Raw genomic sequence first — 26549 nt, 5'->3', positions numbered from 1 at the left:
CGATGGCAAGTATCAGAAGTAGTAGGGGAATTTCAGGCTGAAGGAAAAGTCCGGCGCGTCATCGGTCAGACCAATGGCCAGGTTGGGCACGATGGTCAGGTTGTCGGTGGCGGCGAAGGTCATGCCGATGTTGAAGTTGGCCGCGTTGTAGTCGCTGTTGGAGATCGACTGCCAGTCGCCGCCATCCGGTTTTATCTTGCTCTTGCGGGCGAACTGGTCGGACACCGAGAAAGACATGCTCATCTTCTCGTTCAGGGCAAAGGCGATACCGCCGCCGATCTGCCACGAGTCGCCCAGCTTCACATCGCCCGGCACCTTGCTGTTGACCTGTGGGCTGATGTCGCTGAACGAGTCTTCCATGTTGTAGGTGTAGGACAGGCTGCCGAACAGCACGGCGGGGTCGAAGGTCTTGACCAGCGAGATGCCCGGCGTGATCGACCAGACGCCGTTGCCGGTCGGCAGGCTTTCCGGTACCGACAGGTTGTCGTTGCCCTCTACCTGGCGCAGTTTGATGCCATAGGGGTCTTTGCCGGTCGGCGCCTTGATGCGCAAGGTAGCGACGGCGTCAGGCCAGGTCTCGTCTTCGTCGAGGAACTTGTAGGCGACACCGACGTTGACGTCGCCGATTTCCGGGTCGCGGGTTACGGTTTCGTCCGAGGTGCTTGCCCCGGCGCCGCCCGCACCGCCGGAAGAGTAGGTGGATTCGCGGTACACCACCGGGACGTTGATGTCGAACTGCCAGCGCTGGGCGAGGTTGTAGCGGGCAGTCATGTCCAGGGTCCAGTTATCTGCCTTCACCCGGTCAAGGTTGATACTGCCGAGGAAGATCGAGTCCAGTGCCAGGAAGCCGTTGAGCACCAGCGCCCGGGTATCGTAGTGGGTATAGGTGACACCGGTTTCGAAGCTGAACTTGCCGCCGCCGAAGAAGCCGCTGGCCTCGTCGTACAGGTTGGACACGCTTTGCGCAGGCTCCGCGTCGTCGGTCAGTGCCTGGCCATAGGAGCTGCCGGTGGTGCCCGGTGCGCCCGAAGCCACCGTCTGTGCGCCCTTGACCCCTTCGGCCGGGGACCTGACCAGGCGTTTGGGTGGGGGGGCTGCCGGGGTTTCTTCTACCTGGCGCACGCGCTGCTCCAGCACCATCAGCGCTTGCTGCTGGGCTTCGTAGCGTTGTTTCAGTTCCATCAGTTCCTGCTTGAGAGCCTCGACCTGAGGGTCGGCTGCGGCGTAAAGCAATGTGGCCGGGGTCAAGGTGGTCAAACACACAAAAGCTTTGAGCGATAAAGATCGGTGCATGGAATTGCCGTCCCTGCCGACTACTTTTGATGAGACTGAGCGTAGATCAGTATCCAAATGTGCGAAGACCTTTGAGCTGATCGAGGCTACCGTTCAGCGAAGCGGCTGTCGGCACGCTTTCGCGCATCACCACATTGAGCGTGGTGACGTTATTGACCCGGTTGCCATTGCCCAGCAGCGTCGAGTTCTGCATCAGGCCACCCTGCGCCAGGCGCTGCACGCTGCTGCCCTGGTTGTTACTGGCACTGATATTGAACTGCACCCCTACGCCGCTGGCGGACACACTCAGCGCCCCTGCGCCGTTTGCGCCTGTCAGTGTCTGGCCGTTGGCCAGTGCCTGGCCCTGTGGCTGCACGGTGGGCGCCTGGTCGGCCTTGGAAACATTGATGGCGACATTGTTGTAGGCGGTATTGTTGTCGCCAGCTGCGCGTACCACCTGGGTAACACCCTCTGTGGTGTTGAGGCCGGCACCGCCTGTAACGGTACCGGTGCCCGGTGCCGTGGCTCCAGCTGACGCTGTGCCAGTGCCGCTTTCGTCGATCAACGACACGTAGAATTGCGGTTTGATGGTCGACTGCTGAATCTGCATCGTGCTCGTCGCACCGATCACGTCCCCTTTGGCATTCTGCCAGGTGCTGGACATGACAATACCGAAACTCACGATCCGCCCCGGCATCACGTAGCGGCCACGCAAGGTCGCCAGCTCATGGTCCTTCAGCTCGATGGGCTTGAAGGTTTCGGCCTGGGTAGGAAGGCTGACGGTCAGGCATGCGATTGCAAGCCAGAATGCATTCTTCATTGGGGTGCTCCCCGGAGCCTCGTGCTCCTTGTCGTTGCAAGCGTCGTTAGAAGAAGTCGCTTTTGATGAACCCGAAGTCCAGCAGTTCTGCATCGCGTACCGGAGTGAAGTTGCTCACCCGGCCCTTGGCGGTCAGGGGCAGGGGCGGGTCAAGCAGCACATTGTTCTTGTCGTAGCCCTGGCCGATCACGGCGAAGATGATGCCGTTCCAGCCCTTGAGAAAGTCGTCGACCTTGTAGCGCTTGTGGCCCAGTACCGGGTCGCCGATATACACCCAGCCCTTGTCGACCTTCTGCATGACCACGAAGTGCTTGTAGCCGCGCACATCCATCAGCACCACGACCGGGATGCGCACGCTGTGCAGGGTCTCGGGCGCCACCCGGTAGCCGCGGGCACGCATCCCCAGGCTTTCCACGTAGCGTTTCATGTCGAGCATCGAGAAGCCTTGCGTTCGCACCAGGGCCTGGTCGGCGTGGGCCAGCATGCCTTCGATGATCTGTTGCTCGTCTACGTCCAGCCAGTAGGCCTGGCGCAGGATGGTGGCCAGCGCGGCGGCGCCGCAGCTGAAGTCGGTCTTCTGTTGCACCAGGTCGGCGAACTTGCGCTCGCGTACGCTCTGGATGGGCTTGAACACAACGGCGCCACCCGGCAGGACGGACAGCGGCATTTGTGCCGCTTCGCTCACGCTGGCCAGGCACAGCAAAAACGCCAGGGCAATGATGCGCATGATCGGATGCCTTCCGGTTCTGTTGAAGAAAGGCCCCCCGAAGGGGGCCTCAAGCACAGCGATCAGAACGAGGTGTTGGAGATGGCCAGCGAGTTGCTCTGCTGGTTGCCCACACCGGCCGCCACGTTCACACCCAGGTTGCCGCTGCCACCGTTCACCGAACCGCTAAGGGTTGCAGTGTTGGTAACAGGGTTGGCCCAGCCGGTCGGGGTCAGCACTTGGAAGGACACGGTATTGCTCAAGTCGTAGGCACTGCTTTCGCTGTAGCTCTTCGACACGTCGTTCGACGATTGAGACGATTTCTCGCCAGACTTTTCAAACGCCGATTCCGATGCATTGGCATAGGACGACTCGTGAGCCTTCTCATACGAGGAGTCGCGAGACTTCTCGTAGCTCGATTGGCGGGCCTTGTCGTACGACGAGTCGAACGCCTTCTCGAACGACGCGTCGTGCGAGCTTTCCCGCGAACGGTCGACATCTACATTGAGCGAGGCATTGAGCGAGGCATCGAAGCTATCGGTGCGGGTGCGCTCGCGACGGCCGTCATCGGTGGTCACGGTACGGGTCGCATCGGCAGCAGCGGCCAGGGTGGCGTTCAGGCTGGAACTGCTGGACGAACTGGCGTTGCTGGCCATGGAACCACTGGCATTCCAGCTATTGGAGCCGCTGGCAGTGGAGCTGCGCGAACCACTGGCGTTCATGCTGCTCGAACCGCTGGAGTTCCAGCCACTGGACCCACTGGAGCTGGCGCTTTGCGAGCCGGCCACGCTGAAGCTCGAGGACGAGCTGCGGTCGTCGGTCGAGTTGAACGTGCCCTCACGCGAGCTGGAGCCGCTCTTGGTGGTGGTGATGGTCAGCGTATCTACCCGGTAGGTGCGGTCGGCGCCGTTGTTCACCGTCAGGCCTGGGCCGTTCTGGTCGGCAGAGGCGGTGGCAGTGGCATTGCCCAGCGGGGCACCGGTGTTGGCGATGGCCATGGTGTTTTTCTGCTGGTTCAGGTCGCCGCCAGCGATGTTGACGCCGACGTTACCCTCTGCACCATCGGCCGAGCCAGTCATGACCGCCGAGTTCTGGGTGGACCAGTTGTCGACACGGTTGTTGTTGCTGAACTGGCGAACGTCAGCGGTGGCTTCGGCGGAGCCGAACACGAAGCTGTTGTCCAGGCTGGATTCGGACGATGCGTTGGCAATGGCCGCAGCGTTGTCCTGTTGGTTGCCGTTACCGGCCGCCACGTTGACACCTACGTTGCCGCTGGCACCCGAAGCCGAGCTGCTCATCTCGGCTTCGTTGATGGTGCCTTGGTTGGTGATGGTATTGCCCGTACTGCTCTGGCTGTCAATGGCATTGGCAGTGGCATACACAGGGATCCTGGTGGGAGGAGGCGTGTGCTGCCCGTTGTTGTGGTGACCATTGTGGTGCCCGCCACGCCGGTCGTTCTGATCAGCTTGTACAGCAACAGCCATGACCGCAGCAATTGCGAAAACCAGAGGCTTGATTGCCATCGAGGGTTTCATGGTGATTCTCCGTACGTTTAGGTTAAGTGTCGTTCTTGACTGGCAGGGTCAATCCGCGACCCGGATGCTCAGGGTGTTGGCCATGCGGTTTCCCACCCCGGCACTCTGGTTCAACTGAATCACTCCACGGCTACCGGTGAAGGCCTGGTCACTGGTGGTGACCTGGCGATGGCCAGTTGAAGTGTCAATCGGACCGGAGTTGTTGAGCAGCGCCACGTTCTGCTGCATGAGGACGCTGTCGTCGATGCTTTGCGGCTGGGCACCGATACTGATGCTCAGTGCGTTCGCTTGCTGGGTGTTGGCGCCGGCGCTCTGGTTGATCCCGAGGGCGCCGCTACCGTTGCTGAAGGCGTCGCCCTGTATGGTCGAGCGTGCGTTCATTGCGGGGTCTGCAGGGGTGTTCAGGCGCTGGCGGATCTGCGTGGTGGCACTGGCCTCGGGCCCAACGGCGAAGGCGCGTGCGTTGGCCTGTTGCTGTTGGTCGCCAGCCGCCTGGTTGACCGACAGGTTGCCCAGGTAACGGCTGCCCGAGCTGTCGATTTCGGCATTGTTGATCACGGGAACCGGGGATTGCGCGAAGGTCGATGTACTGCACAGCGTGATCAGGATCAGCAGCGTGTGCTTCATCTCACTTGCCTCCGGTCAGGATCTGCAGCGGCGCCAGGCCGCGCTGCACGCTCGAATTGACCATGTTCGAGATGCCATTGCCCGAGCCCGTGCCTCGGCCACCGGCCAGGTTGGGCAGTTGGGTCTGGTTGTTTAGGTTGCCGCCCAGGTTGTTGGTCTGCTGGGTAATCAAGGTGCTGATACCCGCACCGCTGGTGATGTTGGCGAAGTCGCCATCACTCAGTTCGTTGGTTTGCTTGAGGATGTGGGCGGAAGGGTTGGCATTGACGGTGGTGGGGTTGGGGTCGGGTCGCAACGGCGGGACAACGGCGTTGCGTGTCTGCACGTCACGGGTTATCACGATGATGCCGTTGTCGGCCTGGGCCGTCAGGCTCAACGAGCCCAGCACAGAGCCCATCAGCAACAGGTGATAGAGGCGTTTGTCAGTTTTCCTCACGACGGCAACTCCTTCAATGAGCGCTGGCCCGGTTCAGCGATGCGAACCAGGCAGCAGAAGGTGTGCCGCTTTTGAGAAGCGTTTTCAGATCAAAAGCTTAAGGTGAGTACCATGACAAGCTGCGGCGTATTCTGTCTCAGGGTTGAAACAGGCAGCGGCGAGCGGTGCAGGCAAAGCCCGTGTTGGCCTTGATTGGAAGGGTTTTTGCAGGAGTGTTTCAGCGCCTTGACACTACCTCCGACGCTCCGCAAAACCCCATGTTTTCAGGGGCTTCGCCCCACAGGGGTGTGTCGGTAGATTAACACTCGGTGGGGCAGGATGGCGCATCGCTACCAATGAGCGTAGCCACTGTTTGCAGTGCCAGCAACTGGCGTTGTGGCCAATTGCCCTCAATTATTTTGTACGCCTGGTCATGCCGTTGCAGCCAGTGCAGGCTGTCATCGAAAAAGCGCTGGCGGTCGCGCAGTTCGGGCTGGCTGCGCTGGCCATCGGCAACCCAATCCACCCCTTGCGGGCTCAGCAGCAGGTGCAGGTGGTAATGCCGTGCCAGCAGCGCCTGCTCCAGCCAGGCCGGGCAGTCGCCGAACAGGGCGTGGCTCCAGAGCATGTTGCTGAGCAGATGGGTGTCGAGAATCAGCAGCGGCGGTGCCTGCTCGCGGGCGTGGTCTTCCCAGGCCAGCTGGCCGCGGGCGATGGCAGGGATGTCGGCATAGCAGGTGTCGCGGCATTCCTGGTCGATGAAGTGGCGCACGTATTCGGCCACCACCACGCCGCCGAAATGCGCCTGGATCACCCCGCTGAGCCAGCTCTTGCCGCTGGATTCCGGGCCGCACAGCACCACTACTTTCATGGATTGTGCCGCGCTCATGGCTGCACCAACGCCGGGTCACGGCGCCATTCCAGCCAGCCGCGCACGGCAATCAGGGTGAGCACGGCGAAGAAGCCTGCGGTGAAGTACAGCTGCTGGTGCAGGTACTGGCCCACGTAGATGATGTCTACCACCACCCACAGCGGCCAGCACTGCAGGCGCTTCTGCGCCATCCAAAGTTGTGCCACCAGGCTGAAGCCGGTCAGGGTAGCGTCCAGCCAGGGCAGGGCGGCGTCGGTCCAGGTGGCCATCGCCGCGCCCAGGGCGGCACTCAGCAGCACCCCGCCGGCCAGGCCGGCGAGCAATGCCGGGCGCTGCAGGCGGGTGACCTGGCGGGCGTCTTCAGCATGGCCCGGGCGCTTCCATTGCCACCAGCCGTAGACCTGCAGGATGGCATAGGCCACTTGCAGCAGCATGCCCGAGTACAGCTTCACCTCGTAGAACAGCCAGCCATAGATCAGCACCATGACCAGGCCGATCGGCCAGCACCAGGCGTTCTGCTTGACCGTGAGCCAGACAGCGGTGACGCCGAGGACGGCGGCGATGAGTTCAAGGCCGGACATCGGCGATCCTTGGAGACTGCGGGGGAGGGGCGCGATTGTAGCGGGTCGGCCGGCGAAGGTGTAGGGCGTTGGGGCCTTTGAGGCCACTCCCATAGGACTGCACATAGCTTTGAGTCAGCAGGGATCCTGTGGGAGCGGCTTTAGCCGCGAACACCGGCGCAGCCGGTGCCAAGCACCGCGCTGGATTCTTCGCGGCTAAAGCCGCTCCCACAGGGTACGCGGATTGCTTGCAATTTCAGTTATCTAGGCGACAGCGCAGCCCAAAGGGCTCGGCCATCTCCCACAGGGGCTGGTCTTATACCCGGAACTGCCGCAACAACTGCTCCAGCTCTTCGCTCAGCTGCCCCAGCGCCATCCCGGCATCGCTGGACTGCCTCGCCGCATCGGCGGTCTGCTGGGACAACCCGGCAGTATCCAGCACGTTGCGGTTGATCTCTTCGACCACGTGCGACTGTTGCAAGGTGGCGCTGGCAATGGAAGCATTCAACGCAGTGAGGTTGTTCAGCGACTGGTTGATGGCATCCAGGCTGGCACCGGCCTCGCGGGCCTGCTCGACGGTCTGGCGTGAGGCCTCGCTGCTGGTGTCGATGGCCTTGACCGCAGCGTCCGACTGGCTTTGCAGGTGCTCGATCATGGTATGGATCTCGGCCGTCGACTGCGCCGTGCGCTGGGCCAGCAGGCGCACCTCATCGGCGACCACGGCAAAGCCACGGCCTTGCTCGCCGGCCCGCGCCGCCTCGATGGCTGCGTTCAGCGCCAGCAGGTTGGTCTGTTCGGCGATGGAGCGGATCACGTCCAGCACACCACCGATGCGCGTACTGTGCCCGGCCAGGTCGCGGATCACCTGCACGGCCTGGTCGATGGTCAGCGACAGCCGGTCGATCTGCGCCAGGCTGCCGTGAATGGCTTCCTGGCCGTGTGCTACCTGCTGTTGCGCGGTGCGCATTTCGCCAGCGGCCTGTTCGGCGGTCTTGGCCACGTCCTGCACGGCGTAGGTCACTTCGTTGACCGCAGTGGCCACCTGGTCCATCTGCAGCGATTGCTGGGCGCTGTGCTGTTGCGCGGCACCGGCATTGTCGCCGACATGCCCGGCGGACCGGGCCAGGGCATGGGCCGCCCCTTGCAACTGGCCGACCACCCCTTGCAGCTTGCCGTTGAAGCGGTTGAAGTGTTCGCCCAGGTGGGTGATTTCGTCACGGCCGTGAGTGTCCAGGCGCCGGGTCAGGTCGCTTTCGCCGCTGGCGATGTTGCCCATGGCCTGCACCGCTTCCTGCAACGGGCGGGCGATGCTGCGGGCAATCAGCATGACCACCAGCGCCATCAGCAGGGCAATGGCCACGCCCACCAGCGAGGCGTCACGCAACTGGCGAGCGAATTCGGCCTGTACATCGTCGACATACACGCCTGAGCCGATGATCCAGCCCCAGGGCTTGAACAGCTGGATGTAGGACGTCTTGGCCACCGGCTCGCTGGCACCGGGCTTGGGCCAGCGGTAGTTGACCGGCCCGGCGTCCTGCTGCCGGGCCAGGGCGACCATCTCGTTGAACACGGCAAAGCCGTCGGGGTCGCGGATGGCCGACAGGTCCTGGCCGTCGAGCTTGGGGTTGGCCGGATGCATGATCATCTTCGGCCCCAGGTCGTTGATCCAGAAGTAGTCGTTCTGGTCGTAGCGTAGCGCGCGTACCACTTGCAGCGCCTGTTGCTGGGCCGCTTCGCGGCTGAGTGTGCCGGCTGCTTCCAGGCCTTGGTAGTAGGCCAACACACCGGCTGCGGTCTGTACCACGTGGCGGGTCTTTTCCGCTTTGGCCTGGTACAGGTCACCGTGGATCTGGCGCAGCATCAGCAGGCCCAATACCACCAGCATGGCCACCGCCACCAAAAGGATCAGCCACAGACGGCGGCTGATAGACATCGATCTCAGGGTTTTCATACCACAGCTCCCGCATTGTTCTTTTTATTCAGGCGCATCCAAGCATGCTTTGCGCCACGCCCCCACTCGACTAATGGCTAAGTGCTATCCATCCAATAGTCTGCAGCAGTTTGTACAAGGCGATTGCAAAGGCGCTCTGTCAGGATTTCGGCCGCGCAAGATGAAACCTTTAGGCGGCGTGAACTTTTCTACTGGCATTGCGCCCAACAGTCGCTGTAAAACAGCCGGGCCGCGTGCGGCAACTTCAAGCAAATCAAGAACAAGGGGCCTGCACGAGCAGCGCTCCATCGGGGGAACGATGGATTTTTGGACTGCCTTCCAGGCAATCATCTTAGGCGTGGTCGAAGGGCTGACGGAGTTTCTGCCGATCTCCAGTACCGGCCACCAGATCATCGTCGCCGACCTGATCGGGTTTGGTGGCGAACGGGCCATGGCTTTCAACATCATCATTCAGCTGGCGGCGATCCTGGCGGTGGTGTGGGAGTTTCGCGGCAAGATCTTCGATGTGGTCTTCGGCCTGACCAGCCAGCCCACGGCGCGGCGTTTCACCGGTAACCTGTTGCTGGCGTTCCTGCCGGCAGTGGTGCTGGGCGTGCTGTTCGCCGACCTGATTCACGAATACCTGTTCAACCCGATCACCGTGGCGGCTGCGCTGGTGGTGGGCGGGGTGATCATGCTCTGGGCCGAGCGCCGCGAGCACCGTGTGGAGGTGGACCAAGTGGACGACATGCGCTGGAGCCACGCGCTGAAGATCGGCTTCATCCAGTGCCTGGCGATGATCCCGGGCACTTCGCGCTCCGGCTCGACCATTATCGGTGGCCTGCTGTTCGGCCTGTCGCGCAAGGCAGCGACCGAGTTCTCGTTCTTCCTGGCGATGCCGACCATGGTCGGTGCGGCGGTGTATTCGGGCTACAAGTACCGCGACCTGTTCCAGCCCGGCGACCTGCCGGTATTTGCCATCGGCTTCGTGACCTCGTTCATCTTTGCCATGATTGCTGTGCGTGGCTTGCTCAAGTTCATTGCCAACCACAGCTACGCGGTGTTCGCCTGGTACCGCATTGCCTTTGGCCTGCTGATCCTGGCGACCTGGCAGTTCGGCTGGGTTGACTGGGCGACGGCTCATGGCTGAGGCAGCGCGGGGGCAAAGGGGGGAGGGCGTACGTAATGTGCGCCTGAAGCTGCTGCTGTTGGGCCTGCTGTGCCTGCTGCCGGGCCTGGGCGCGGCGCGCATGGCCTGGGTCGACCAGGCCTGGTGGCCACTGGCGCTGTACCCGGCAATGAGCCTGATCAGCCTGTTGCTGTATTGGCAGGACAAACAGCAGGCGCGTACCCAGGCCTGGCGTACGCCCGAGAAGGTGCTGCATGCCAGTGAGCTGCTGGGCGGCTGGCCGGGGGCACTGCTGGCGCAGCAGCTGTATCGGCACAAGACGCGCAAGGTGTCGTATCAGCTGGTGTTCTGGGGGATTGTGCTGGTGCACCAGGTGTTCTGGGCGGACTGGCTGTTTCTTGGTGGGCGGTATCTGCCTTTCAGTTGATGTTTGACTGTGCTGGCCCTTTCGCGGGTAAACCCGCTCCCACAGGGTTCTCCACTGGCCTCAAGACTTGTGCTGTACCTGTGGGAGCGGGTTTACCCGCGAAAGGGCCAGCACAGGGAATTCACAACACCAGCCCCACCTGCAACCGCTTAGGCAACCGCCGCACCACCAGCTGGTGCGAGCGCTGCAACAGATCACACAGCTCCTCACGCCCCATGGGGTAGGGCGATGCCATGCTGATCCACCGCGCCCGCGCCAGGTACGGCGCAGGCCGCACCCCCGGGCGATCGCAATAGCCGAGAAACAGTTCGTCGGCCACCTTGAACGACAGCCCCGCACCCGCCAGGTCGAGCACCGCGAACATCTTGTTGCCCGCCACCGAGAACACCCGGATGCCGCCCCATTTGTAGTCTTCCCGCGCACCCGGCAGGCTCAGGCAGAACGCTGCCACCTGGGCTTCGCTCATGTTCCGCTCAGACATACTTTTCTCCACAGGCCTCGAACGACGCCGCCAGGTGGTCGATCCATACCCGTACCGCAGGCAGCAAGCCGCGCCGGTGCGGGTACACCGCCTGCAGGTAGCCACCCGGCAGCGACCAGTCCGGCAGCAGGCGCACCAGTTCGCCGCGCGCCAGTTCTTCTTCACAGAACATGCTGGGCAGCGCGGTAAACCCGAGGCCTGCCCGTACAGCAGCATTACGTACTACGAAATCATCGATGGCGAGGCGCGGTTCCAGGGCGATTTCCTGCTGTTTGCCATGGGGGCCGAACAGGCGGAAGTGTACCAGCCGGTCCGCCTCGGCAGCGCCCAGCACCGGCAATGATGCCAGTTGGCCCGGTTCGCGGATGTGGTCGGCGAAACCGGGCGCTGCAACCAGCTGCATCTGCGCCTGGCGCAGGCGGCGGGTGACCAGGGCCGGGTCTTCATCGCCCAGGTCGCGTACCCGCAGCGCCACGTCGATACCTTCGGAAATCAGGTCGACCCGGCGGTTGAGCAGCACCATGTCCAGCTGCACCAGCGGGTACTGCGCGAGAAAGCGGCTGATCACATCCGGCAGAAAGGCGTGGGCCAATGCCACCGGGCAGGACACCCGCAAGCGCCCGCGCGGTTCGCTGCTCATGCTGGCCACGGCCTCGTCGGCGGCTTCGGCTTCCAGCAGCATGGCCTGGCAGTGGTGCAGGTAGCGCTCGCCCACCGCGGTGAGCTTCAGTTGCCTTGTAGTGCGTTGCAGCAGGCGCGTGCCCAGGCGTTCTTCAAGCTCGGCGATACGCCGCGACAGGCGCGACTTGGGGATGCCCAGCTGGCGGCCGGCTGCGGCGAAACCGCCGGCTTCGACCACGCGGGCGAAGTAGAAAAGGTCGTTGAGGTCTTGCATGGGAATGTCTCACTGTTCCACCTATAGGACAAACTAACGCATTTTTGCTGCCTTATCAGCTATTGTTGATGTCGGTAGGATTCTCCCCATCGTGATCGCCCAACGTCGCGGTCTTCATTCACAGGAGAGTCCCATGAAACTGTTGCATATCGATTCGAGCATCCTGGGCGACAATTCCGCCTCCCGCCAACTGAGCCGCGAAGTGGTCGAAGCCTGGAAAGCCGCCGACCCGAGCGTGGAAGTGGTGTACCGCGACCTGGCCGCTGACGCCATCGCCCACTTCTCCGCGGCTACCTTGGTAGCGGCTGGCACCCCGGAAGACATGCGCGACGCAGCCCAGGCCTTCGAAGCCAAGCTGAGCGCGGAAACCCTGGAAGAGTTCCTGGCTGCCGATGCCGTGGTGATTGGTGCGCCGATGTACAACTTCACCGTGCCGACCCAGCTCAAGGCCTGGATCGACCGCGTTGCCGTCGCCGGCAAGACTTTCCGCTACACCGAAGCCGGCCCGGAAGGCCTGTGCGGCAACAAGAAGGTAGTGCTGGTGTCCACCGCCGGTGGCCTGCACGCTGGCCAGCCGACTGGCGCCGGGCATGAGGACTTCCTCAAGGTATTCCTGGGCTTCATCGGTGTCACCGACCTGGAAATCGTCCGCGCCCATGGCCTGGCCTATGGCCCTGAGCACCGCAGCCAGGCGATCGATGCTGCCCAGGCGCAGATTGCCAACGAGCTGTTCGCTGCTGCCTGATCCTGCTGTCTTGCGCAAGCGTCAAAGGCTTGCGCGAACTCTGTGGGAGCGGCCTTGTGTCGCGAAAGGGCCGCAAAGCGGCCCCAGAGATCTCGGTGTAAACGCTGACATCCTGGGGCCGCTACGCGGCCCTTTCGCGACACAAGGCCGCTCCCACAATCAACCTCAGGCCACCGGAATAGCTGGGTCAGCCGCTGCCAGCGCTGCAGCACGTTCGGCTGCCGGCGGATAGATCCACACTGTATTGATCTGCGCCTTCAACACCTTGGCCTCGGCCTTGTTTTCCGGTGGCGACACCGTGCGTTCCCACCCTTCAGTATACACCGCCCCCCAGGCCCCAAGGTCCAGGCAGGTCACGTACTTGGGCTGGCTGTAGGTCTTCGGTGCCACGCCAATCAGCTCGGCCGCCGCATTGTTGCCCGCATGACGCCCCAGCGGAATCGCATGCTGGCAGGACATCACCGCGTAATTGCCAGCCTCGTCGCAGGCGGCGTAGGCCACATCACCTGCCGCGTACACGGCATCATTGCCTTTCACCTTGAGATTGCCATCGACATGCAAACGGCCCTGGCGGTCGCGCTCGCCACTGATCTGCTCGGTGAGCGGGTTGGCCTTGAAGCCCACGGTCCAGATAACCGTGCTGGTGTCGATGCGCTGGCCGTTGTCCAGCAGCACGCCGGCAGGGTCGACCGAGGCTACCGTGGCGCCACAGATCCACTCCACGCCCAGGGCCTCGGAGGCCTGCTCGATGGCGGGGCGGATACCGTCACCCAGGGCCGCGCCAATCCTCGCCCCACGGTCGACCACCACCACGCGCAACGCCGCGTCCTCGCCGAGGATTTCGCGCAGGCGGGCCGGCAGTTCGGTGGCGGTCTCGATGCCGGTAAAGCCACCGCCGGCCACCACCACGGTATTGCGCGCCGGTGTGTCGGGCAGGTTCGCCAGTGACTTCAGGTGGGTTTCCAGGCGCGCGGCGCTGTCGAGCTTGTCGACATCGAACACATGCTCGATGCCGACCATGTCGGGCCGGTTGAGCACGCTGCCGCAGGCCATGATCAGGCGGTCGTAGGGCAGGGCGCACTGGGTACCGCTGCGGGTGCGGTAGCTGACGCGGCGGGCTGCTTCATCGATGTGGAAGGCCGTGCCCTGCACGAAGCGGACGTTGACGGCATCGAACAGCTCTTGCAACGGCGCGGCCATGGCATGGACGTCGGGCTCGTAGAAGCGCGGGCGCACATGCAGCTCGGCCTGGGGTGCAAGCAAGGTGACCTCGACATCCTTGCGGCCATGGAGGTCAAGCTGGCGGACGGCGCTGAGCGCGCTCCACAGGCCGGCAAAGCCCGCGCCAATGATCAGGATCTGCTTCATGGTTGTGCTCCTCTGAAGTTCGGGTAACAAGGTAGACCCTGTTGCTGGATGTTGGGGAGCGAGCATGCTTCAGAATGTTGGCGGCGTGATCACCCAGATCACCACGGCATCCACCTCGCCGGGGTTGCCATAGCGGTGCGGTTCCTGGCTCGAGAAGCTGAAACTGTCCCCTTCACCCAGCTGGAAATGCCGCTCGCCTACCCATAGCTCGAAGCTGCCGCTGAGGATGTAGCCGGCCTCCTCACCGTCGTGGCTGTAGCTCTGCTGGCTGTAGCTGCCCGGAGGGAAGCGCGAATGCAGGATTTCCAGCTGGCGGTTGGGCTGGGGCGTGAGCAGTTGATCGACGATGCCATCTTCGTAATGCACACTCAGGCGGCTGTTGCGGCGTACCACATAGCCCTGGTCCTCGGGCGCAGTGGTGGCTTCGCTGGCGAAGAACCACTGGATAGTCACCCCCAGGCTGCGGGCGATGTTGAACAGCGCCGGAATCGATGGATAGGAGAGGTTGCGCTCCAGCTGGCTGATGTAGCCAGCAGTCAGTTCACTGTGCGTGGCCAGCTCCGCCAGGGTCATGCCACGGCGTTTGCGCAGGCCGCGAATGCGGCTGCCGAGAAACTGCGGCGCGGCGCCCCCGGCTTCGCTGGCGGGGGGCTGGGGGAGTTGGCTCATGCACGTCGGTCCATCGTGAAAAGCCGCAGTATGTACAGCCTCAGAGCGCCCAGGCAACCGTCAGGCCATCGTGAATCGCTTCTTCGGCGGTACGCGGCGCCAGGCAGTCGCCAATGCGGCGCACCTCGACCAGGCCGGCCAGCTCCGTGGCCAGGCGGTCTTCCGGTTGATGGCCCAGGCACAGTACCAGGGTGTCGATACCTTCGAAGATCATCGGTTCGCCGCTGGCGGTGTGCTGCAGGTACACCGTGTTGTCGTCGCTGCCATACAGGCGGGCATATGGTGTGACGGGAATACCCAGGCGATGCAGCTCGCCGGCCAGTTGGTCGCGCACGTACAGCGGCAGGCTTTCGCCGCAATGGGTGCCATTGACCGCCAGTTGCACCTGGTGGCCCTCGCGTACCAGGCGTTCGGCGATGCCTGGGCCGATCCAGTCGCAGCGCCAGTCGATCACCAGCACCGAGCGCCCCGGTTTTGCTTCATTGCGCAGTATTTGCCAGGCATCCACCACCTGTAGCTCACCGGTGCGCTCGAAGGCCGGCCAGTAGGGGGTGGCACCGGTGGCCGCGATCACCAGGTCGGGGCGTTCTCGTTCGACCAGTGCGCGGTCGACCCGGGTGTTGCGCACTACTTCCACGCCTGCCAGGGCCATTTCCCGCTGCAGGTTGGTACTGGCGCCACCGAACTCGCTGCGCCGTGGCAGCAACTGGGCCAGCAGCACCTGGCCACCGAGCTGCGGGCCAGCCTCGTACAGCGTGACCTGATGCCCGCGCGCAGCGGCCACGGCGGCGGCTTTCATGCCGGCGGGCCCGCCACCGGCCACGAGGATGCGCTTGGGGTGGGTGGTGATGGACAGTTGCTCGTACTGCAATTCGCGGCCGGTTTCCGGCCGCTGGATGCAGGAAATGGGCAGGCCACGGTGGAAGTGCCCGATGCAAGCCTGGTTGCAGGCGATACAGGCACGTACGTCCTCGACCTGGCCCTGCTCGGTCTTGTTCGGCATCTGCGGGTCACAGATCAGCGCACGGGTCATGCCGCAGACATCGGCCTGGCCACGAGCCAGGATCAGTTCGGCTTCCTGGGGCTGGTTGATACGCCCGGTGACGAACAGCGGGATGCCCAGGTGCTGCTTGAAGGTGCCGGCCTCCCGGGCCAGGTAGGCCGGCTGAATGGCCATCGGCGGCACGATATGCACGGCGCCGCCCAGGGATGCCGACGTGCCGGCCACGATGTGCAGGTAGTCGAGCTGGCCCTGCAAGGCAACCGCTGCAGCCAGCGATTCGTCCTCGCTCAACCCCTGGCTGTCGCGTTCGTCGGCACTGATGCGCAGGCCGATGATGAACTGCTCGTCGGTGGCCGCGCGTACGGCAGCCAGCACTTCGCGCAGGAACCGCAGGCGCTGTTCGAGCTCACCGTTGTAGCCATCCGTGCGTTGGTTCACCCGCGGGTTGAGGAACTGCGCAGGCAGGTAGCCATGGCTGGCCACCACTTCAACGCCATCCAGCCCGGCCTGGTGCAGGCGGCGGGCAGCGCTGGCATAGCCCTGGACGATCTCGTCGATCATTGCCTGGTCCAGCGCGCGCGGCATCACCCGGAAGCGTTCATTGGGCACCGCGGACGCCGAGTAGGCCACCGCCAGCAAGCCGTCCGCCGACTCCATGATCTCCCGCCCGGGGTGGAACAGTTGCGACAGCACCACGGTGCCATGCTCATGGCAGGCCTCGGCAAGCTGGCGATAGCCGTCGATGCAGGCATCGTCGGTGGCCATCAGCACATGCGAGGTGTAGCGGGCGCTGTCATGCACCCCGGCCACCTGCAGCACGATCAGGCCGACGCCACCGGCGGCGCGGGCGCGCTGGTAGGCGATGAGCTTGTCGTTGACCAAATTGTCGGTAGGCAGGCAGGTGTCGTGGCCGGTGGACATGATGCGGTTCTTCAAGCGTTTGCCGCGGATCTGCAAGGCTTCGAACAGGTGAGGGAAGGCGGTCTGCATACAGGCGGCTCCGGTGCGGTGTTGTTCTTGTTTTTGTATGAAAGTGTAGCGTCAGTAAAAAATCAACTTGTTTTTTTACTGGTCGACGACTAGGTTTTTCTCACCCTCATGGCGAGGGCGTGACCTCACAACAACAAGAAAACGGGCCCCTCGGGCACCGGCAGGAGGCAACTACGATGCAGGTATTACCACGTGTAAGCAGCCTTTGTGCAGCGTTGCTGGCCATGGGCCTGGGCAGTGCGCAAGCGGCGCCGCAGATGGTCGTGGTCGGCTATGGTGGTGCCGGCCAGAAAGCCCAGGACGAGGCGATCTTCAAACCGTTCAGTGCCCAGGATGGCAGCAAGCTGATCCAGAGCGAGTACAACGGCGAAATGGCACGGATCCAGGTAATGGCCGACACCGGCAATGTCGACTGGGATGTGGTGCAGATCGAAGGGCCTGACCTGATGCGTGGCTGCGACGAGGGCATTTACGAGCAGCTGGACTGGCAGCGCATGGGCCATGCGGGTGAACTGATTGCCGACGCGGCACAAGCCTGCGGCTCGGCCGCGCTGGTATGGAGCGTGGCCATTGCCTATGACCGCAGCAAGCTGGCCCAGGCGCCTGCGTCGTGGGCCGACTTCTGGGACGTGAACAAGTACCCGGGCAAGCGCGGCCTGCGCAAGCGTGCGGTGTACAACCTGGAGTTCGCCCTGCTCGCCGACGGGGTCAAGATCGAGGATGTATACAAGGTACTGGCCACTCCGGCCGGGGTCGAGCGTGCCTTTGCCAAACTCAGCGAACTCAAGCCGCATATCCAATGGTGGGACGCCGGGGCCCAGCCTGCCCAGTGGCTGGCGGCGGGTGACGTGGTGATGACCTCGACCTACAGCGGGCGCATCGCCGTGGCGGCCCAGCAGGGCAGCCCGCTGGCAGTGGTCTGGCCTGGCAGCCTGTATGGCATGGATTACTGGGCGATCATCAAGGGCTCGCGGCATGTCGACCAGGCCAAGCGGCTGATTGCCTACGCCAACCAGCCGGACACCCAGGTGCGTTATGTGCAGCAGATCCCCTATGGGCCGACCAACACCCAGGCGGCAGCGAAGCTCGACCCGTCCCTGGCCAGTTGGGTGCCCACTTCGCCGCAGAACCTGCAGGGGGCGTTGGCGATGAATGTGGAATTCTGGGTCGACCATGGCGAAGAGCTGGAACAGCGCTTCAATGCGTGGGCCAGCAAATAGCGTTCTGCAAAGGAATAACAATGATGACCGCAACGGAACAAAGCCTGCGCCAGGAGCTGGCCGCCTGCTATCGGCTGATCGCCCATTTCCGCATGAGCGACCTGATATTCACCCATATTTCCCTGCGCCTGCCGGGGCCGGAGCACCACTTCCTGATCAACCCGTACGGCTTGCTGTTCGATGAGATCACGGCCTCCAGCCTGGTGAAGATCGACCTGCAAGGCCGGCCAGTGGAAGCGACGCCGCACCCGGTCAACCCGGCCGGTTTCGTCATCCACAGCGCCATCCATGCTGCCCGCGAGGATGCCCGTTGTGTGCTGCACACCCACACCCGGGCAGGTTGTGCGGTGGCGGCGCTGGAATGTGGGCTGCTGCCGCTCAACCAGATGTCCATGGAGTTTTATGGCAAGGTCGCGTACCACGCCTATGAAGGGATTGCGCTGGACATGGATGAGCAGCGAAGGCTGGTAGCCGACCTGGGCGACAAGCCGGTGATGATCCTGCGTAACCATGGCCTGCTGACCACCGGGCGCAGCGTGGCCGAAGCGTTCCTGCGCATGTACTACCTGGAGAAGGCGTGCGAGATCCAGTTGGCGGCACAGAGTGCCGGGCAGGTGATGTTACCGCCCGCCGAAGTGTGTAGGCATACCGAGCGGCAGTTCAATGATCCGGGGCGGGGGTTGAAGCAGGGCGAGCTGGCGGATCCGGATGCGCTGCAGCTGGCGTGGGCGGCGTTGTTGCGGATGCTGGAGCGAGTCGCGCCGGACTATCGTCGTTGACATTGGCGTGCTCGCGGTGAAAGCCGTCTTGCCCTCGCATCGCGTTTGCGGCGCGAGGGCAAGACGTTTCTACGTTGATGGCGAGAGGGCTCAGTGTGCGTCAGGCACGATCATCGCTGGCGGTGCCTCTTGCGCCCGACGCCGCGCCACCCAGTAGTACAGCACGCTCGGCACTACCAGGCCGATCAGCCACGAGATATCCACACCGCCCAGGTGCGCGACCAGCGGCCCTGTGTACAGTTTGGTGTCGATGAACGGCATCTGTATCAGCACGCCCAAGGTGTAGACGATGATTCCAGGCCAGTTCCAGCGGCCGTATCGGCCTTGCGGGTCGGCGAGGGCGGGGATGTCGTAACGCTCCTTGGTGATGAAGTAGTAGTCGACCAGGTTGACCGCGCTCCATGGCACGAAGAACGTCAGCAGGAAGAGGATGAAGGACTTGAACGCGCTGAGAAACGAATGCTGGCCAAGCAAGGCCACCAGGGTGGCGGCGCCGACGATGCCCAGTACGAACAGCAGGCGTTGCGCACGGCTGATCGCCAAGTGGCCGCGGAAGCCACTGATGATGGTTGCAATGCACATGAAGCTGCCATAAGAGTTCAGCGTCGAGATGGTGACCTTGCCAAAGGCGATGCAAAAATACAGCAGCGCTGCGGTGCTACCGGCGCCACCCAGGCCGACGATGTAGGCCACTTCGTGACCGGAGAACTGGGCACCGGCGATGGCGGCGGCGAACACCCCGAGGATCATGGATGCCTGGGCACCGATCACCGAGCCCAGGCCTGCGGCGAGGAAGGTCCTCACTGGCGATGTACTGCTTGGCAGATAGCGCGAGTAGTCGGCTACATAGGGGCCGAAGGCGATCTGCCAGGACGCAGCCAGTGATACGGCGAGCAGGAACGATGCCCAACTGAAGTGGCGGTTGTCGAGTAACTGCCCGATGTCGGCCAGCATCATGATGCGACTGAACAGGTAGACGAAGGCAATGATGCCCAGCACGCTGGCGATTCGGCCGATCCAGTGGATCACCCGGTATCCGGCCAGGGTGGCGAGCACGATTATGCTGGCGAATATCAGGATGCCAGTGCTGTCGCTGACGTCGAGCAATTGGCCGATTGCCTGTCCGGAGAGCACCGTGCCGGTGGCGGTGAAGCCCAGGTACATCAGGCATACCAGCACCATCGGTATGGCCGCGCCGTAGACCCCGAACTGCACGCGGCTGGAAATCATCTGCGGCAGCCCCAGACGAGGACCTTGAGCGGCATGAAGGGCCATGACCGCGCCGCCGATCAATTGACCGAGCAGCAGGCCGATCAGCGACCAGAACACGTCGCCACCGAGCACCACGGCCAGGGCGCCGGTCACGATTGCCGTGATCTGCAGGTTGGCTCCGAGCCACAGGGTGAACTGACTGTACACGCGTCCATGGCGTTCAGTCTCGGGTATGTAGTCGATCGAGCGCCGCTCGAGTACGGGTTTGCTGGACATTCAGTGGCTCCGCTTCATTGTTTTTGTGTAAGCGAGTCAGTCATCGGCGGGACGCAAGGCGGATGACCTCGCATGATATGAGCATGTATATACAAGTGCGGTCAAGCCATCTCTTGCGAGTGAAACAGTCGTGCTGTTGCGCAATGATGGGTTGCAACTGTGCTGGTCCCTGTCGAAGGAATAGCCTTATGCTGTAACGAAATATGTCTAGAAAGCTTGAAGAAGGATGTCGCAATGCCGCTCAAGGACCTGCTCATCGCCCTGGTGGTGATTGTTGCCTGGGGAGTCAACTTCGTGGTCATCAAGGTTGGCCTCGATGGGTTGCCGCCGATGCTGCTGGGGGCATTGCGCTTCTTGCTGGTGGCGTTCCCGGCGATCCTGCTGGTCAAGCGGCCCAAGCTGCCCTGGCGCTGGCTGATCGCCTATGGTGCGACCATTTCGTTGGGCCAGTTCGCTTTCCTGTTCCAGGCCATGTACAGCGGCATGCCGCCAGGGTTGGCCTCGCTGATCCTGCAGTCGCAGGCGTTCTTCACCCTCGGCTTTGCCGCGCTGTTCCTTGGCGAGCGGCTGCGCCTGGCCAGCGTGCTGGGGCTGCTGGTGGCCGCCAGCGGCCTGGCGCTTATCGGCAGCGAAGACGGCGGGCATGTGCCGATGCTGGCGCTGGTGCTGACCCTGTGTGCCGGCGCCATGTGGGGCATGGGCAACATCATTACCCGGCGCTTTGGCTCGGTTGACCTGGTGGCGCTGGTGATCTGGGGCGGGTTGATTCCGCCACTGCCGTTCCTGGCATTGTCCTGGTGGCTGGAGGGGCCGGAGCGTATTGGCCATGCCCTTGCCAATATCAGCTGGAGTTCGGTGTTGGCCCTGGCTTACCTGGCGTTTGTCGCCACCATGCTCGGCTACAGCCTGTGGAGCAAGCTGCTGTCGCGCCACCCGGCCGGCAAGGTGGCGCCGTTCTCGCTGCTGGTGCCAGTGATTGGCCTGAGTTCGTCGGCGTTGTTGCTGGGCGAGCGTTTGACCGCGACCCAGGGCTGGGGCGCATTGCTGGTGATGGCAGGGTTGCTGGTGAACGTGTTCGGCGCAAGGCTTGGGCGCCGGTTAAAAGCTGTCAGCGCGTAGCTGACTCTGTGGGAGCGGCCTTGCGTCGCGAAAGGGCTGCGAAGCGGCCCCGGGTTTTTGCATGCTGTTGAGATCCTGGGGCCGCGTTGCGGCCCTTTCGCGACGCAAGGCCGCTCCCACAAATGCGCGTTGCAAACAGGGCGCTCTGTTAGAATCGGCCTCTTTTGCCAGGCCAATGGAGTGCACCCCATGATCATTACCACCACCAGCCAGCTCGAAGGCCGCCCGATTGCCGAATACCTGGGCGTGGTCAGCTCCGAATCGGTGCAGGGCATCAACTTCGTGCGCGATTTCTTTGCACGTTTTCGCGACTTCTTCGGTGGCCGTTCGCAAACCTTGGAAAGCGCACTGCGCGAAGCCCGGGAACAGGCCACCGAAGAACTGAAGGCGCGGGCACGCCAGTTGCAAGCCGATGCGGTAGTGGGGGTGGATTTCGAGATCAGCATGCCGTCGGTACAGGGCGGCATGGTCGTGGTATTTGCTACCGGCACAGCGGTGCGCCTGAAGTAGAGCGTCTGCCGCTGGTCGGGTCCAGGGCTTCGGTCCGGGCGGTCCGCAAATGACCAGCTAGTCTCACCTTCACAGGTCGCGTTTGGTGGAGCAACTGTTCTGGTTGCCGGCGCGTCCGCCACTGGAGGGAGACAGGGCATGAGCGAATCCTTTTTCGAAGACCTGAACGACGCGTTCCCCATCAACAGCCAGGTGCGTTGCGGCCAGGCGGCATTCCGCCTTGGCTTCGCCCACATGACGCTGGATGATTCCGAACAGCTCCAGCCTGCACACCTGCAGCGCAGCAAAAAAGGCCGCTTCATGCCGCGGGTTCCGCTGAAGAAGTGATCCCGCTCCAGCACAACCCCGCCGAATGGCGGGGTTTTTATTGCCATTTCTTGATCCGCCTCATGGCATTGCCGGGTAGCGCTCGCAGGATGGCCGAGGCTGTGGTTTTCTTGCGCGGCATTCCAGCAACGGAGGATTGAATGCTCATGCGAGTCAGGGAAGAGACCTATTGGCAATGGGCCGACGCCCAGCTGCACAGCCGCTGCCACGACGAAGCACTCAGTGACGGCACCACGCTGGACGTGCAGGTGCGCTTGTCGCGCCTGGGGGCGACCCAGCTGTTCCTGGGGCTGTATGCCGGGGATGGGCGAGCATTGCTGGAGGAGTATTACCCCGCACGGCCAGGCGAGACCATGACCCGCGCCCTGGTGTGGGGTGTCGACCGTGCCCGGGCGATGGCAACCGGCGCCTTGCCGCTGCCAGCGCCCCGCAGCCAGCGGCGCCAGGCATGAAAAAGCCCGGCCTATGCGGGCCGGGCTCAGGTAAGGGTGGGAACCCTCAGTTGAGCGGTTCGATCACCTTGACTGCCTGCTGCTCACGGGCAGCGGGCCATTCTTGTTGCAGGGTCTGCAGGACGCGGCCAACGAACTCGGTGTCGGCGGCGGCCTTCTTGCCGACGTAGCCTTGGCCACGGCGGTAGACCTTGAAGCGGGCACGCATGCTGGGCAGGTGCTCTTCGAATTCATCTTCGACGGTGTTCGGTGGCAGGCGGTCGAGGCGCACTTCACCGGTCTGGCTGACCCACAGCAGATGGTCGTCAAGGCTGTCCTTGCGTACGGCGAACAGCTGAGCCAATTGGTCGATAGTCGGATTGTTGTTCAAGTTCATCATAAAGCCCCCATTACCCATTCGTAGGTGATTTTTCACAGTTGGCGCTACCACGGTGTAGCGCACTACCAAGGCTGCTACAGCAGCATCGCAACAGGGGCTTTCTCACGCTGCCTTTTGGACAGTTTCCCTCTCCACGGACGGCCTGCGTTACCGCGCAGGCCGTCTGGAACACCCTTGCCACCGCTCCCGATCAGGGAGACGGCCTCATCATGCCCAAGGGCGATGAACGGCGTCAACCATTTTGTAGTGAATATTTTTGGTCACTACATTGTGTCGTTTTGTTCGACAATCGCTGCCCGCACTAAAGCCCGGACAGAATGTCGAAGGCCGCGCGCACCCGGGCTTCGTTCGGGTAATTTCGGTTGGCCAGCAACACCACGGCCAGCTGTTCGGCGGGCACGAACGCGGCGTAGGCGCCGAAACCATTGGTCGAGCCGGTCTTGTTGTACCAGGCTGCCGGCAGCGGCGGCAGGGCTGGATGCAAGCGCGTGGTTGCTTGCGGTTCACGGATAAGCTGCGGGCCGTTGCCATCGACCAGTGTGCCCAGCGTGACCGGGTAGGGGTAACGCTCCCAGCCCAGGCCCTGGGTCATGGCGCCGACCTGGAAGTAGCCCCGCTGGGTGATGGCCGTGGCTTGCGCCAGCGCCGGCGGCAGCCCCTCCGGCTGCATGTGCAGGCGCACATAGCGCAGCAGGTCGCTGGCGCTGGTCTTGATGCCGTAGGCTTCGTCGGCGTAGGGGCCGGGGCCGACACGCACCGGTTTGTCGGCACTGTCGTAGCCTTGGGCATACAACCCCTGGGCGCTGGCCGGGACCTGCAGATAGGTGTTTTCCAGGCCCATCTGTTTCAGCAGGCCCTCGCTCATCAGCGTGGAAAACGGCTGATGCTGCGCGCGGGCGGCCAGGTCACCGAACAGGCCCAGGCTGGGGTTCGAGTAGCAGCGCTGGGTGCCAGGTTTGGCGCGGGGTTGCCAGTGACGGAAGAAATCGACCACCTGCTGCGGCGTCTGCACCGCATCCGGGAACTGCAACGGCAGGCAGTCGGCACTGTAGGCGCCCAGTTCCAGCACGCTTGCGTCGCCGATGGGGGCGCCGGCGAGGGCAGGGTGATAGCGCTTGGCCGGGGCATCGAGGTCCAGCTTGCCTTCGGCGCTGGCCAGTGCGGCCAAAGTGGCGGTGTAGGTCTTGCTCAGCGAGCCGATCTCGAACAGCGTGTCGCGGCTGACCGGCACATTGTCGGCCTTGCTGGCCACGCCATAGCTGAAGTAGTGCGCGTGGTTGCGAGCATAGATGGCCACGGCCATGCCGGTGATGCCTTGCTCCTGCATCAGCGGACGGATGATCTGGTCGACCTTGGCCTGCAACTGGTCGTCGGCCTGGGCGGCACTGTAGCCCAGGGTGAGAGTGATGGCGGCTGCAAGTGCAGCCAGGCGGGAGAGGGGCATGAGCGGGTCCTGTGCTGGAGCGTGTCCGTTGAGCGACACCGGTGGGGGTTCCGGCGTTAGCGGCGAAAAACCGAAGACCTTATCGTCTGCCCTTGCACAATGACAAGACGGAAACTGTGATGAAGTATTTGCGCATGTTATTCGACAATTTCACCCTGGCCTTGCTCGGGGTGGTGCTGATTGCCACCGTGCTGCCTTGCTCGGGCGACGGCGCGGTGTATTTTGGTTGGCTGACCAACCTGGCCATCGGCCTGCTGTTCTTCCTGCATGGCGCCAAGCTGTCGCGCGAGGCGATCATCGCCGGTGCCGGGCACTGGCGCCTGCACTTGCTGGTGTTCTCCTGCACCTTCGTGCTGTTCCCGTTGCTGGGCCTGGCGTTCAAGCCACTGTTCGTGCCGCTGGTGGGCAACGAGCTGTACCTGGGCGTGCTCTACCTGTGTGCCTTGCCGGCCACCGTGCAGTCGGCCATCGCCTTCACCTCGCTGGCGCGTGGCAACGTGCCAGCGGCCATTTGCAGCGCGGCGGCATCCAGCCTGCTGGGTATCTTCCTCACGCCGTTGCTGGTGATGATGTTGCTGGGGGCCAGCGGCGATACCGGTTCCGGCCTGGATGCGGTGCTGAAGATCACCCTGCAGCTGCTGGTACCGTTCGTGGCCGGGCAGGTCGCCCGGCGCTGGATCGGTGCGTGGGTCAAGCGCAATGCGCGTTGGCTCAAGGTGGTGGACCAGGGCTCGATCCTGCTGGTGGTCTACACCGCGTTCAGCGAGGCGGTGGTCACCGGGCTGTGGCACACGGTATCGCCGCAGCACCTGGCCGGGTTGTTTGCCGTGTGCGGGATTTTGCTGGCAGTGGTGCTGTACGGTACCCGGCTGCTCGGCAAGCTGCTGGGCTTTGACCTGGAGGACCGCATTACCATCCTGTTCGCCGGTTCGAAGAAGAGCCTGGCTACCGGGGTGCCAATGGCGCAGGTGTTGTTCGTCGGCAGTGGCATTGGCGCGATGATCCTGCCGCTGATGCTGTTCCACCAGATCCAGCTGATGGTCTGTGCGGTGCTGGCGCAGCGTTATGCCAGCCGTGAGCAGGTGGCTGAAGAAGCTTCTGCGGCATCCTGACAGGGCCCTATCGCCGGCAAGCCAGCTCCCACCTCGACCGCACAGCTCTCAAGGCCTGTGCAGTCCCTGTGGGAGCTGGCTTGCCGGCGAAGGGCTGCAAAGCAGCCCCTGGCTTATCTAGCCTGCCCCGAACCACGCTCGCGCAGCGCCTTGCTTACCTCGCCCTCGATCTTGTAGGCCGGCGCTTCCAGGTCGTCGTAATTGCGCGTGTAGCGCCGGGCGAACTCTTCCACACCCAGTTGCTGATACTGCTGCACATGCTTGAGCTCGTGTGCCCACAACGCCACGTTGTCCTCGGCATCGGCGGGGCGGCGGAAGATGATCGTGTCGATCAGCGTCACGGCGTTCACGTCGGGGTTCTGCAGCAGCGCATTGGCTGCGCTCATCTGCTGTTCGTCACCCACCCGGAAGCGCGCCGCGTCGAGCACGGCAAAGTCGTACCAGGGTTCGAGTTGCGCACGGATATGCAACGGGATCGGCTCGACGCCGCTGGCGGTGGCTTCGTCGCGGGCCTGCTGCAAGGCGTAGGTCAGGCTGGACGAAGCCAGCACTTCCACGTCCTTGAAAATCTGCCCGGCCTGCCCAGGGTCGATGGGCGCACAGAAACACCCCATCAGGCACACCTGGTACTGCCCTGGCGGGCAGGCCTGTTCGGCCAGTGCAGGCAAGCTCAGCAGTAGCCCCAGCAGTAGACTAATCCGCTTCATGCAGGGCCTTCTCGACAAAGTGGCGGCTGGCGTCCAGTACCTGCGACTGCACGCTTTCCGTGGCCAACATGCGCCCGACCAGCAAGGCACCGACGCACTGGCTGATCAGCACCCAGGCCAATTCGCTGTCTTCCAGGGTCGCGCTCCATGCCTGGTGCAGCTCCACCAGCCAATGCTCGGCCACGGCGCGTACGGGTGCTTCGGCCCGGGCAATCTCCACCCCCAATGGCGGCAGCGGGCAGCCACCTTCGGCATTGTGCAGGTGGGCCAGGCTCAGGTACTGCTGCAGGCAACGGCCCAGGCGTTCGCGGCTGGCGCCCTGGTTGGCCAGGCGCGCCAGCGGGCTGTTGCACAGTTCCTGTCGCACTACCTCGGTGAACAGGTCGTCCTTGGACGGGAAGTGGTTGTAGAAGGCGCCGCCGGTCAGGCCGATCGCCTTCATCAGCCCGGCCACGCCGGTGCTGGAAAAGCCCCCGCGTTTGGCCAGCGCGCCGCTGCTGGCCAGCAGCCGCTCGCGGGTTTGCTGCTTGTGTTCGTTGGTGTAGCGCATTCAGGTGCCTCTGCAGGCG

29 protein-coding genes are annotated in these 26549 nt (G+C 63.4%); 10 read left to right on the top strand and 19 right to left on the bottom strand.

Annotated features, from left to right (window positions below; all coding sequences use genetic code 11):
- Positions 1–12: 12 nt before the first annotated feature.
- From ABX298_RS24895 to mcpP, 9 genes are all read right to left on the bottom strand, one after another.
- Complete coding sequence (locus tag ABX298_RS24895) at positions 13–1293, bottom strand: hypothetical protein (RefSeq protein WP_286919078.1); 1281 nt, start codon at positions 1291–1293, stop codon at positions 13–15.
- A 46-nt stretch (positions 1294–1339) separates the two neighbouring features.
- Positions 1340–2092, bottom strand: coding sequence for a hypothetical protein (locus tag ABX298_RS24890; RefSeq protein WP_085591262.1), 753 nt, complete (start codon positions 2090–2092; stop codon positions 1340–1342).
- A gap of 46 nt (positions 2093–2138) precedes the next feature.
- The gene (locus ABX298_RS24885; RefSeq protein ID WP_286919079.1) at positions 2139–2819 is read right to left on the bottom strand and encodes a C39 family peptidase; all 681 of its coding nucleotides are present in this window, start codon (positions 2817–2819) and stop codon (positions 2139–2141) included.
- A gap of 62 nt (positions 2820–2881) precedes the next feature.
- Positions 2882–4333 (bottom strand): heme utilization protein, encoded by a 1452-nt coding sequence (locus ABX298_RS24880; protein WP_075045394.1) that lies wholly within the window; start codon positions 4331–4333, stop codon positions 2882–2884.
- 48 nt (positions 4334–4381) lie between these two features.
- Positions 4382–4960: an adhesin gene (locus ABX298_RS24875; protein ID WP_286919080.1), complete on the bottom strand. Its 579-nt coding sequence runs from the start codon at positions 4958–4960 to the stop codon at positions 4382–4384.
- A gap of 1 nt (position 4961) precedes the next feature.
- Positions 4962–5396: a hypothetical protein gene (locus tag ABX298_RS24870; RefSeq protein WP_367393789.1), complete on the bottom strand. Its 435-nt coding sequence runs from the start codon at positions 5394–5396 to the stop codon at positions 4962–4964.
- A gap of 298 nt (positions 5397–5694) precedes the next feature.
- A complete protein-coding gene (locus ABX298_RS24865; protein ID WP_137164173.1) occupies positions 5695–6264 on the bottom strand; it encodes an AAA family ATPase in 570 nt (189 codons plus the stop codon).
- Positions 6261–6827 carry a nicotinamide riboside transporter PnuC gene (pnuC, locus tag ABX298_RS24860; protein ID WP_025339412.1) on the bottom strand — a complete coding sequence of 189 codons (567 nt, stop codon included), beginning with the start codon at positions 6825–6827 and terminating at the stop codon, positions 6261–6263. Before pnuC ends, ABX298_RS24865 begins: the two co-directional genes overlap by 4 nt.
- Positions 6828–7122: 295 nt before the next feature.
- Positions 7123–8757: a methyl-accepting chemotaxis protein McpP gene (gene mcpP / locus ABX298_RS24855; protein ID WP_025339411.1), complete on the bottom strand. Its 1635-nt coding sequence runs from the start codon at positions 8755–8757 to the stop codon at positions 7123–7125.
- A gap of 298 nt (positions 8758–9055) precedes the next feature.
- Here mcpP and ABX298_RS24850 point away from each other — a divergent pair, with 298 nt between their 5' ends.
- Positions 9056–9886: an undecaprenyl-diphosphate phosphatase gene (locus ABX298_RS24850; protein WP_367393788.1), complete on the top strand. Its 831-nt coding sequence runs from the start codon at positions 9056–9058 to the stop codon at positions 9884–9886.
- A complete protein-coding gene (locus ABX298_RS24845) occupies positions 9879–10292 on the top strand; it encodes a DUF1294 domain-containing protein (RefSeq protein WP_025339409.1) in 414 nt (137 codons plus the stop codon). Before ABX298_RS24850 ends, ABX298_RS24845 begins: the two co-directional genes overlap by 8 nt.
- A 121-nt stretch (positions 10293–10413) precedes the next feature.
- On the opposite strand, the gene ABX298_RS24840 is transcribed toward ABX298_RS24845, so the two are convergent.
- Both ABX298_RS24840 and ABX298_RS24835 read right to left on the bottom strand, forming a co-directional pair.
- Positions 10414–10773 carry an MmcQ/YjbR family DNA-binding protein gene (locus ABX298_RS24840; RefSeq protein WP_084785196.1) on the bottom strand — a complete coding sequence of 120 codons (360 nt, stop codon included), beginning with the start codon at positions 10771–10773 and terminating at the stop codon, positions 10414–10416.
- The gene (locus tag ABX298_RS24835) at positions 10766–11668 is read right to left on the bottom strand and encodes a LysR substrate-binding domain-containing protein (protein ID WP_013972466.1); all 903 of its coding nucleotides are present in this window, start codon (positions 11666–11668) and stop codon (positions 10766–10768) included. Before ABX298_RS24835 ends, ABX298_RS24840 begins: the two co-directional genes overlap by 8 nt.
- Positions 11669–11801: 133 nt before the next feature.
- Between ABX298_RS24835 and ABX298_RS24830 the strand changes: the two genes are divergently transcribed.
- Positions 11802–12413, top strand: coding sequence for an FMN-dependent NADH-azoreductase (locus tag ABX298_RS24830; RefSeq protein ID WP_049277030.1), 612 nt, complete (start codon positions 11802–11804; stop codon positions 12411–12413).
- Between the two features lie 165 nt (positions 12414–12578).
- On the opposite strand, the gene ABX298_RS24825 is transcribed toward ABX298_RS24830, so the two are convergent.
- The 3 genes from ABX298_RS24825 to ABX298_RS24815 all read right to left on the bottom strand — a co-directional run bounded on the left by ABX298_RS24825 (position 12579) and on the right by ABX298_RS24815 (position 16443).
- Positions 12579–13781, bottom strand: coding sequence for an NAD(P)/FAD-dependent oxidoreductase (locus tag ABX298_RS24825; RefSeq protein WP_367393787.1), 1203 nt, complete (start codon positions 13779–13781; stop codon positions 12579–12581).
- 69 nt (positions 13782–13850) lie between these two features.
- The gene (locus ABX298_RS24820) at positions 13851–14450 is read right to left on the bottom strand and encodes a helix-turn-helix domain-containing protein (protein ID WP_025339404.1); all 600 of its coding nucleotides are present in this window, start codon (positions 14448–14450) and stop codon (positions 13851–13853) included.
- Between the two features lie 40 nt (positions 14451–14490).
- Positions 14491–16443: an FAD-dependent oxidoreductase gene (locus ABX298_RS24815; RefSeq protein WP_367393786.1), complete on the bottom strand. Its 1953-nt coding sequence runs from the start codon at positions 16441–16443 to the stop codon at positions 14491–14493.
- A 176-nt stretch (positions 16444–16619) separates the two neighbouring features.
- Between ABX298_RS24815 and ABX298_RS24810 the strand changes: the two genes are divergently transcribed.
- Positions 16620–17663: an ABC transporter substrate-binding protein gene (locus tag ABX298_RS24810; RefSeq protein ID WP_367393785.1), complete on the top strand. Its 1044-nt coding sequence runs from the start codon at positions 16620–16622 to the stop codon at positions 17661–17663.
- Between the two features lie 23 nt (positions 17664–17686).
- Entirely contained in the window at positions 17687–18442 is a 756-nt protein-coding gene (locus ABX298_RS24805) for a class II aldolase/adducin family protein (RefSeq protein WP_354316086.1), read from the top strand.
- A 90-nt stretch (positions 18443–18532) separates the two neighbouring features.
- On the opposite strand, the gene ABX298_RS24800 is transcribed toward ABX298_RS24805, so the two are convergent.
- Entirely contained in the window at positions 18533–19930 is a 1398-nt protein-coding gene (locus tag ABX298_RS24800; protein WP_075045385.1) for a cytosine permease, read from the bottom strand.
- A 234-nt stretch (positions 19931–20164) separates the two neighbouring features.
- Here ABX298_RS24800 and ABX298_RS24795 point away from each other — a divergent pair, with 234 nt between their 5' ends.
- From ABX298_RS24795 to ABX298_RS24780, 4 genes are all read left to right on the top strand, one after another.
- On the top strand, positions 20165–21049 hold the full coding sequence (locus tag ABX298_RS24795; RefSeq protein WP_075045384.1) for an EamA family transporter: 885 nt from the start codon (positions 20165–20167) through the stop codon (positions 21047–21049).
- Positions 21050–21238: 189 nt separating this feature from the next.
- A complete protein-coding gene (locus tag ABX298_RS24790) occupies positions 21239–21559 on the top strand; it encodes a YbjQ family protein (protein ID WP_016394960.1) in 321 nt (106 codons plus the stop codon).
- Between the two features lie 138 nt (positions 21560–21697).
- The gene (locus ABX298_RS24785; RefSeq protein ID WP_003253897.1) at positions 21698–21886 is read left to right on the top strand and encodes a hypothetical protein; all 189 of its coding nucleotides are present in this window, start codon (positions 21698–21700) and stop codon (positions 21884–21886) included.
- A 140-nt stretch (positions 21887–22026) separates the two neighbouring features.
- A complete protein-coding gene (locus tag ABX298_RS24780; RefSeq protein ID WP_025339398.1) occupies positions 22027–22338 on the top strand; it encodes a hypothetical protein in 312 nt (103 codons plus the stop codon).
- A gap of 46 nt (positions 22339–22384) precedes the next feature.
- Here the strand turns inward: ABX298_RS24780 and ABX298_RS24775 are convergent, their stop codons facing one another.
- Both ABX298_RS24775 and ampC read right to left on the bottom strand, forming a co-directional pair.
- A complete protein-coding gene (locus ABX298_RS24775) occupies positions 22385–22717 on the bottom strand; it encodes a hypothetical protein (protein ID WP_003253895.1) in 333 nt (110 codons plus the stop codon).
- Between the two features lie 301 nt (positions 22718–23018).
- Complete coding sequence (gene ampC, locus ABX298_RS24770; protein WP_085663680.1) at positions 23019–24161, bottom strand: class C beta-lactamase; 1143 nt, start codon at positions 24159–24161, stop codon at positions 23019–23021.
- Positions 24162–24280: 119 nt separating this feature from the next.
- Between ampC and ABX298_RS24765 the strand changes: the two genes are divergently transcribed.
- On the top strand, positions 24281–25273 hold the full coding sequence (locus tag ABX298_RS24765; protein WP_015270181.1) for a bile acid:sodium symporter family protein: 993 nt from the start codon (positions 24281–24283) through the stop codon (positions 25271–25273).
- Positions 25274–25386: 113 nt separating this feature from the next.
- Here the strand turns inward: ABX298_RS24765 and ABX298_RS24760 are convergent, their stop codons facing one another.
- Both ABX298_RS24760 and ABX298_RS24755 read right to left on the bottom strand, forming a co-directional pair.
- A complete protein-coding gene (locus tag ABX298_RS24760) occupies positions 25387–25980 on the bottom strand; it encodes a DUF4157 domain-containing protein (RefSeq protein WP_085616665.1) in 594 nt (197 codons plus the stop codon).
- Positions 25967–26530 (bottom strand): TetR/AcrR family transcriptional regulator, encoded by a 564-nt coding sequence (locus ABX298_RS24755; protein ID WP_054573115.1) that lies wholly within the window; start codon positions 26528–26530, stop codon positions 25967–25969. Before ABX298_RS24755 ends, ABX298_RS24760 begins: the two co-directional genes overlap by 14 nt.
- Between the last annotated feature and the right edge of the window lie 19 nt (positions 26531–26549).

It is taken from the genome of Pseudomonas sp. X4 (assembly GCF_040784925.1).
GTDB classification, from domain to species: Bacteria; Pseudomonadota; Gammaproteobacteria; order Pseudomonadales; family Pseudomonadaceae; genus Aquipseudomonas; species Aquipseudomonas putida_Z.
The sequence above is the reverse complement of the archived record's forward strand: the minus strand, read 5'-3'. Positions and strand labels throughout refer to the sequence as shown.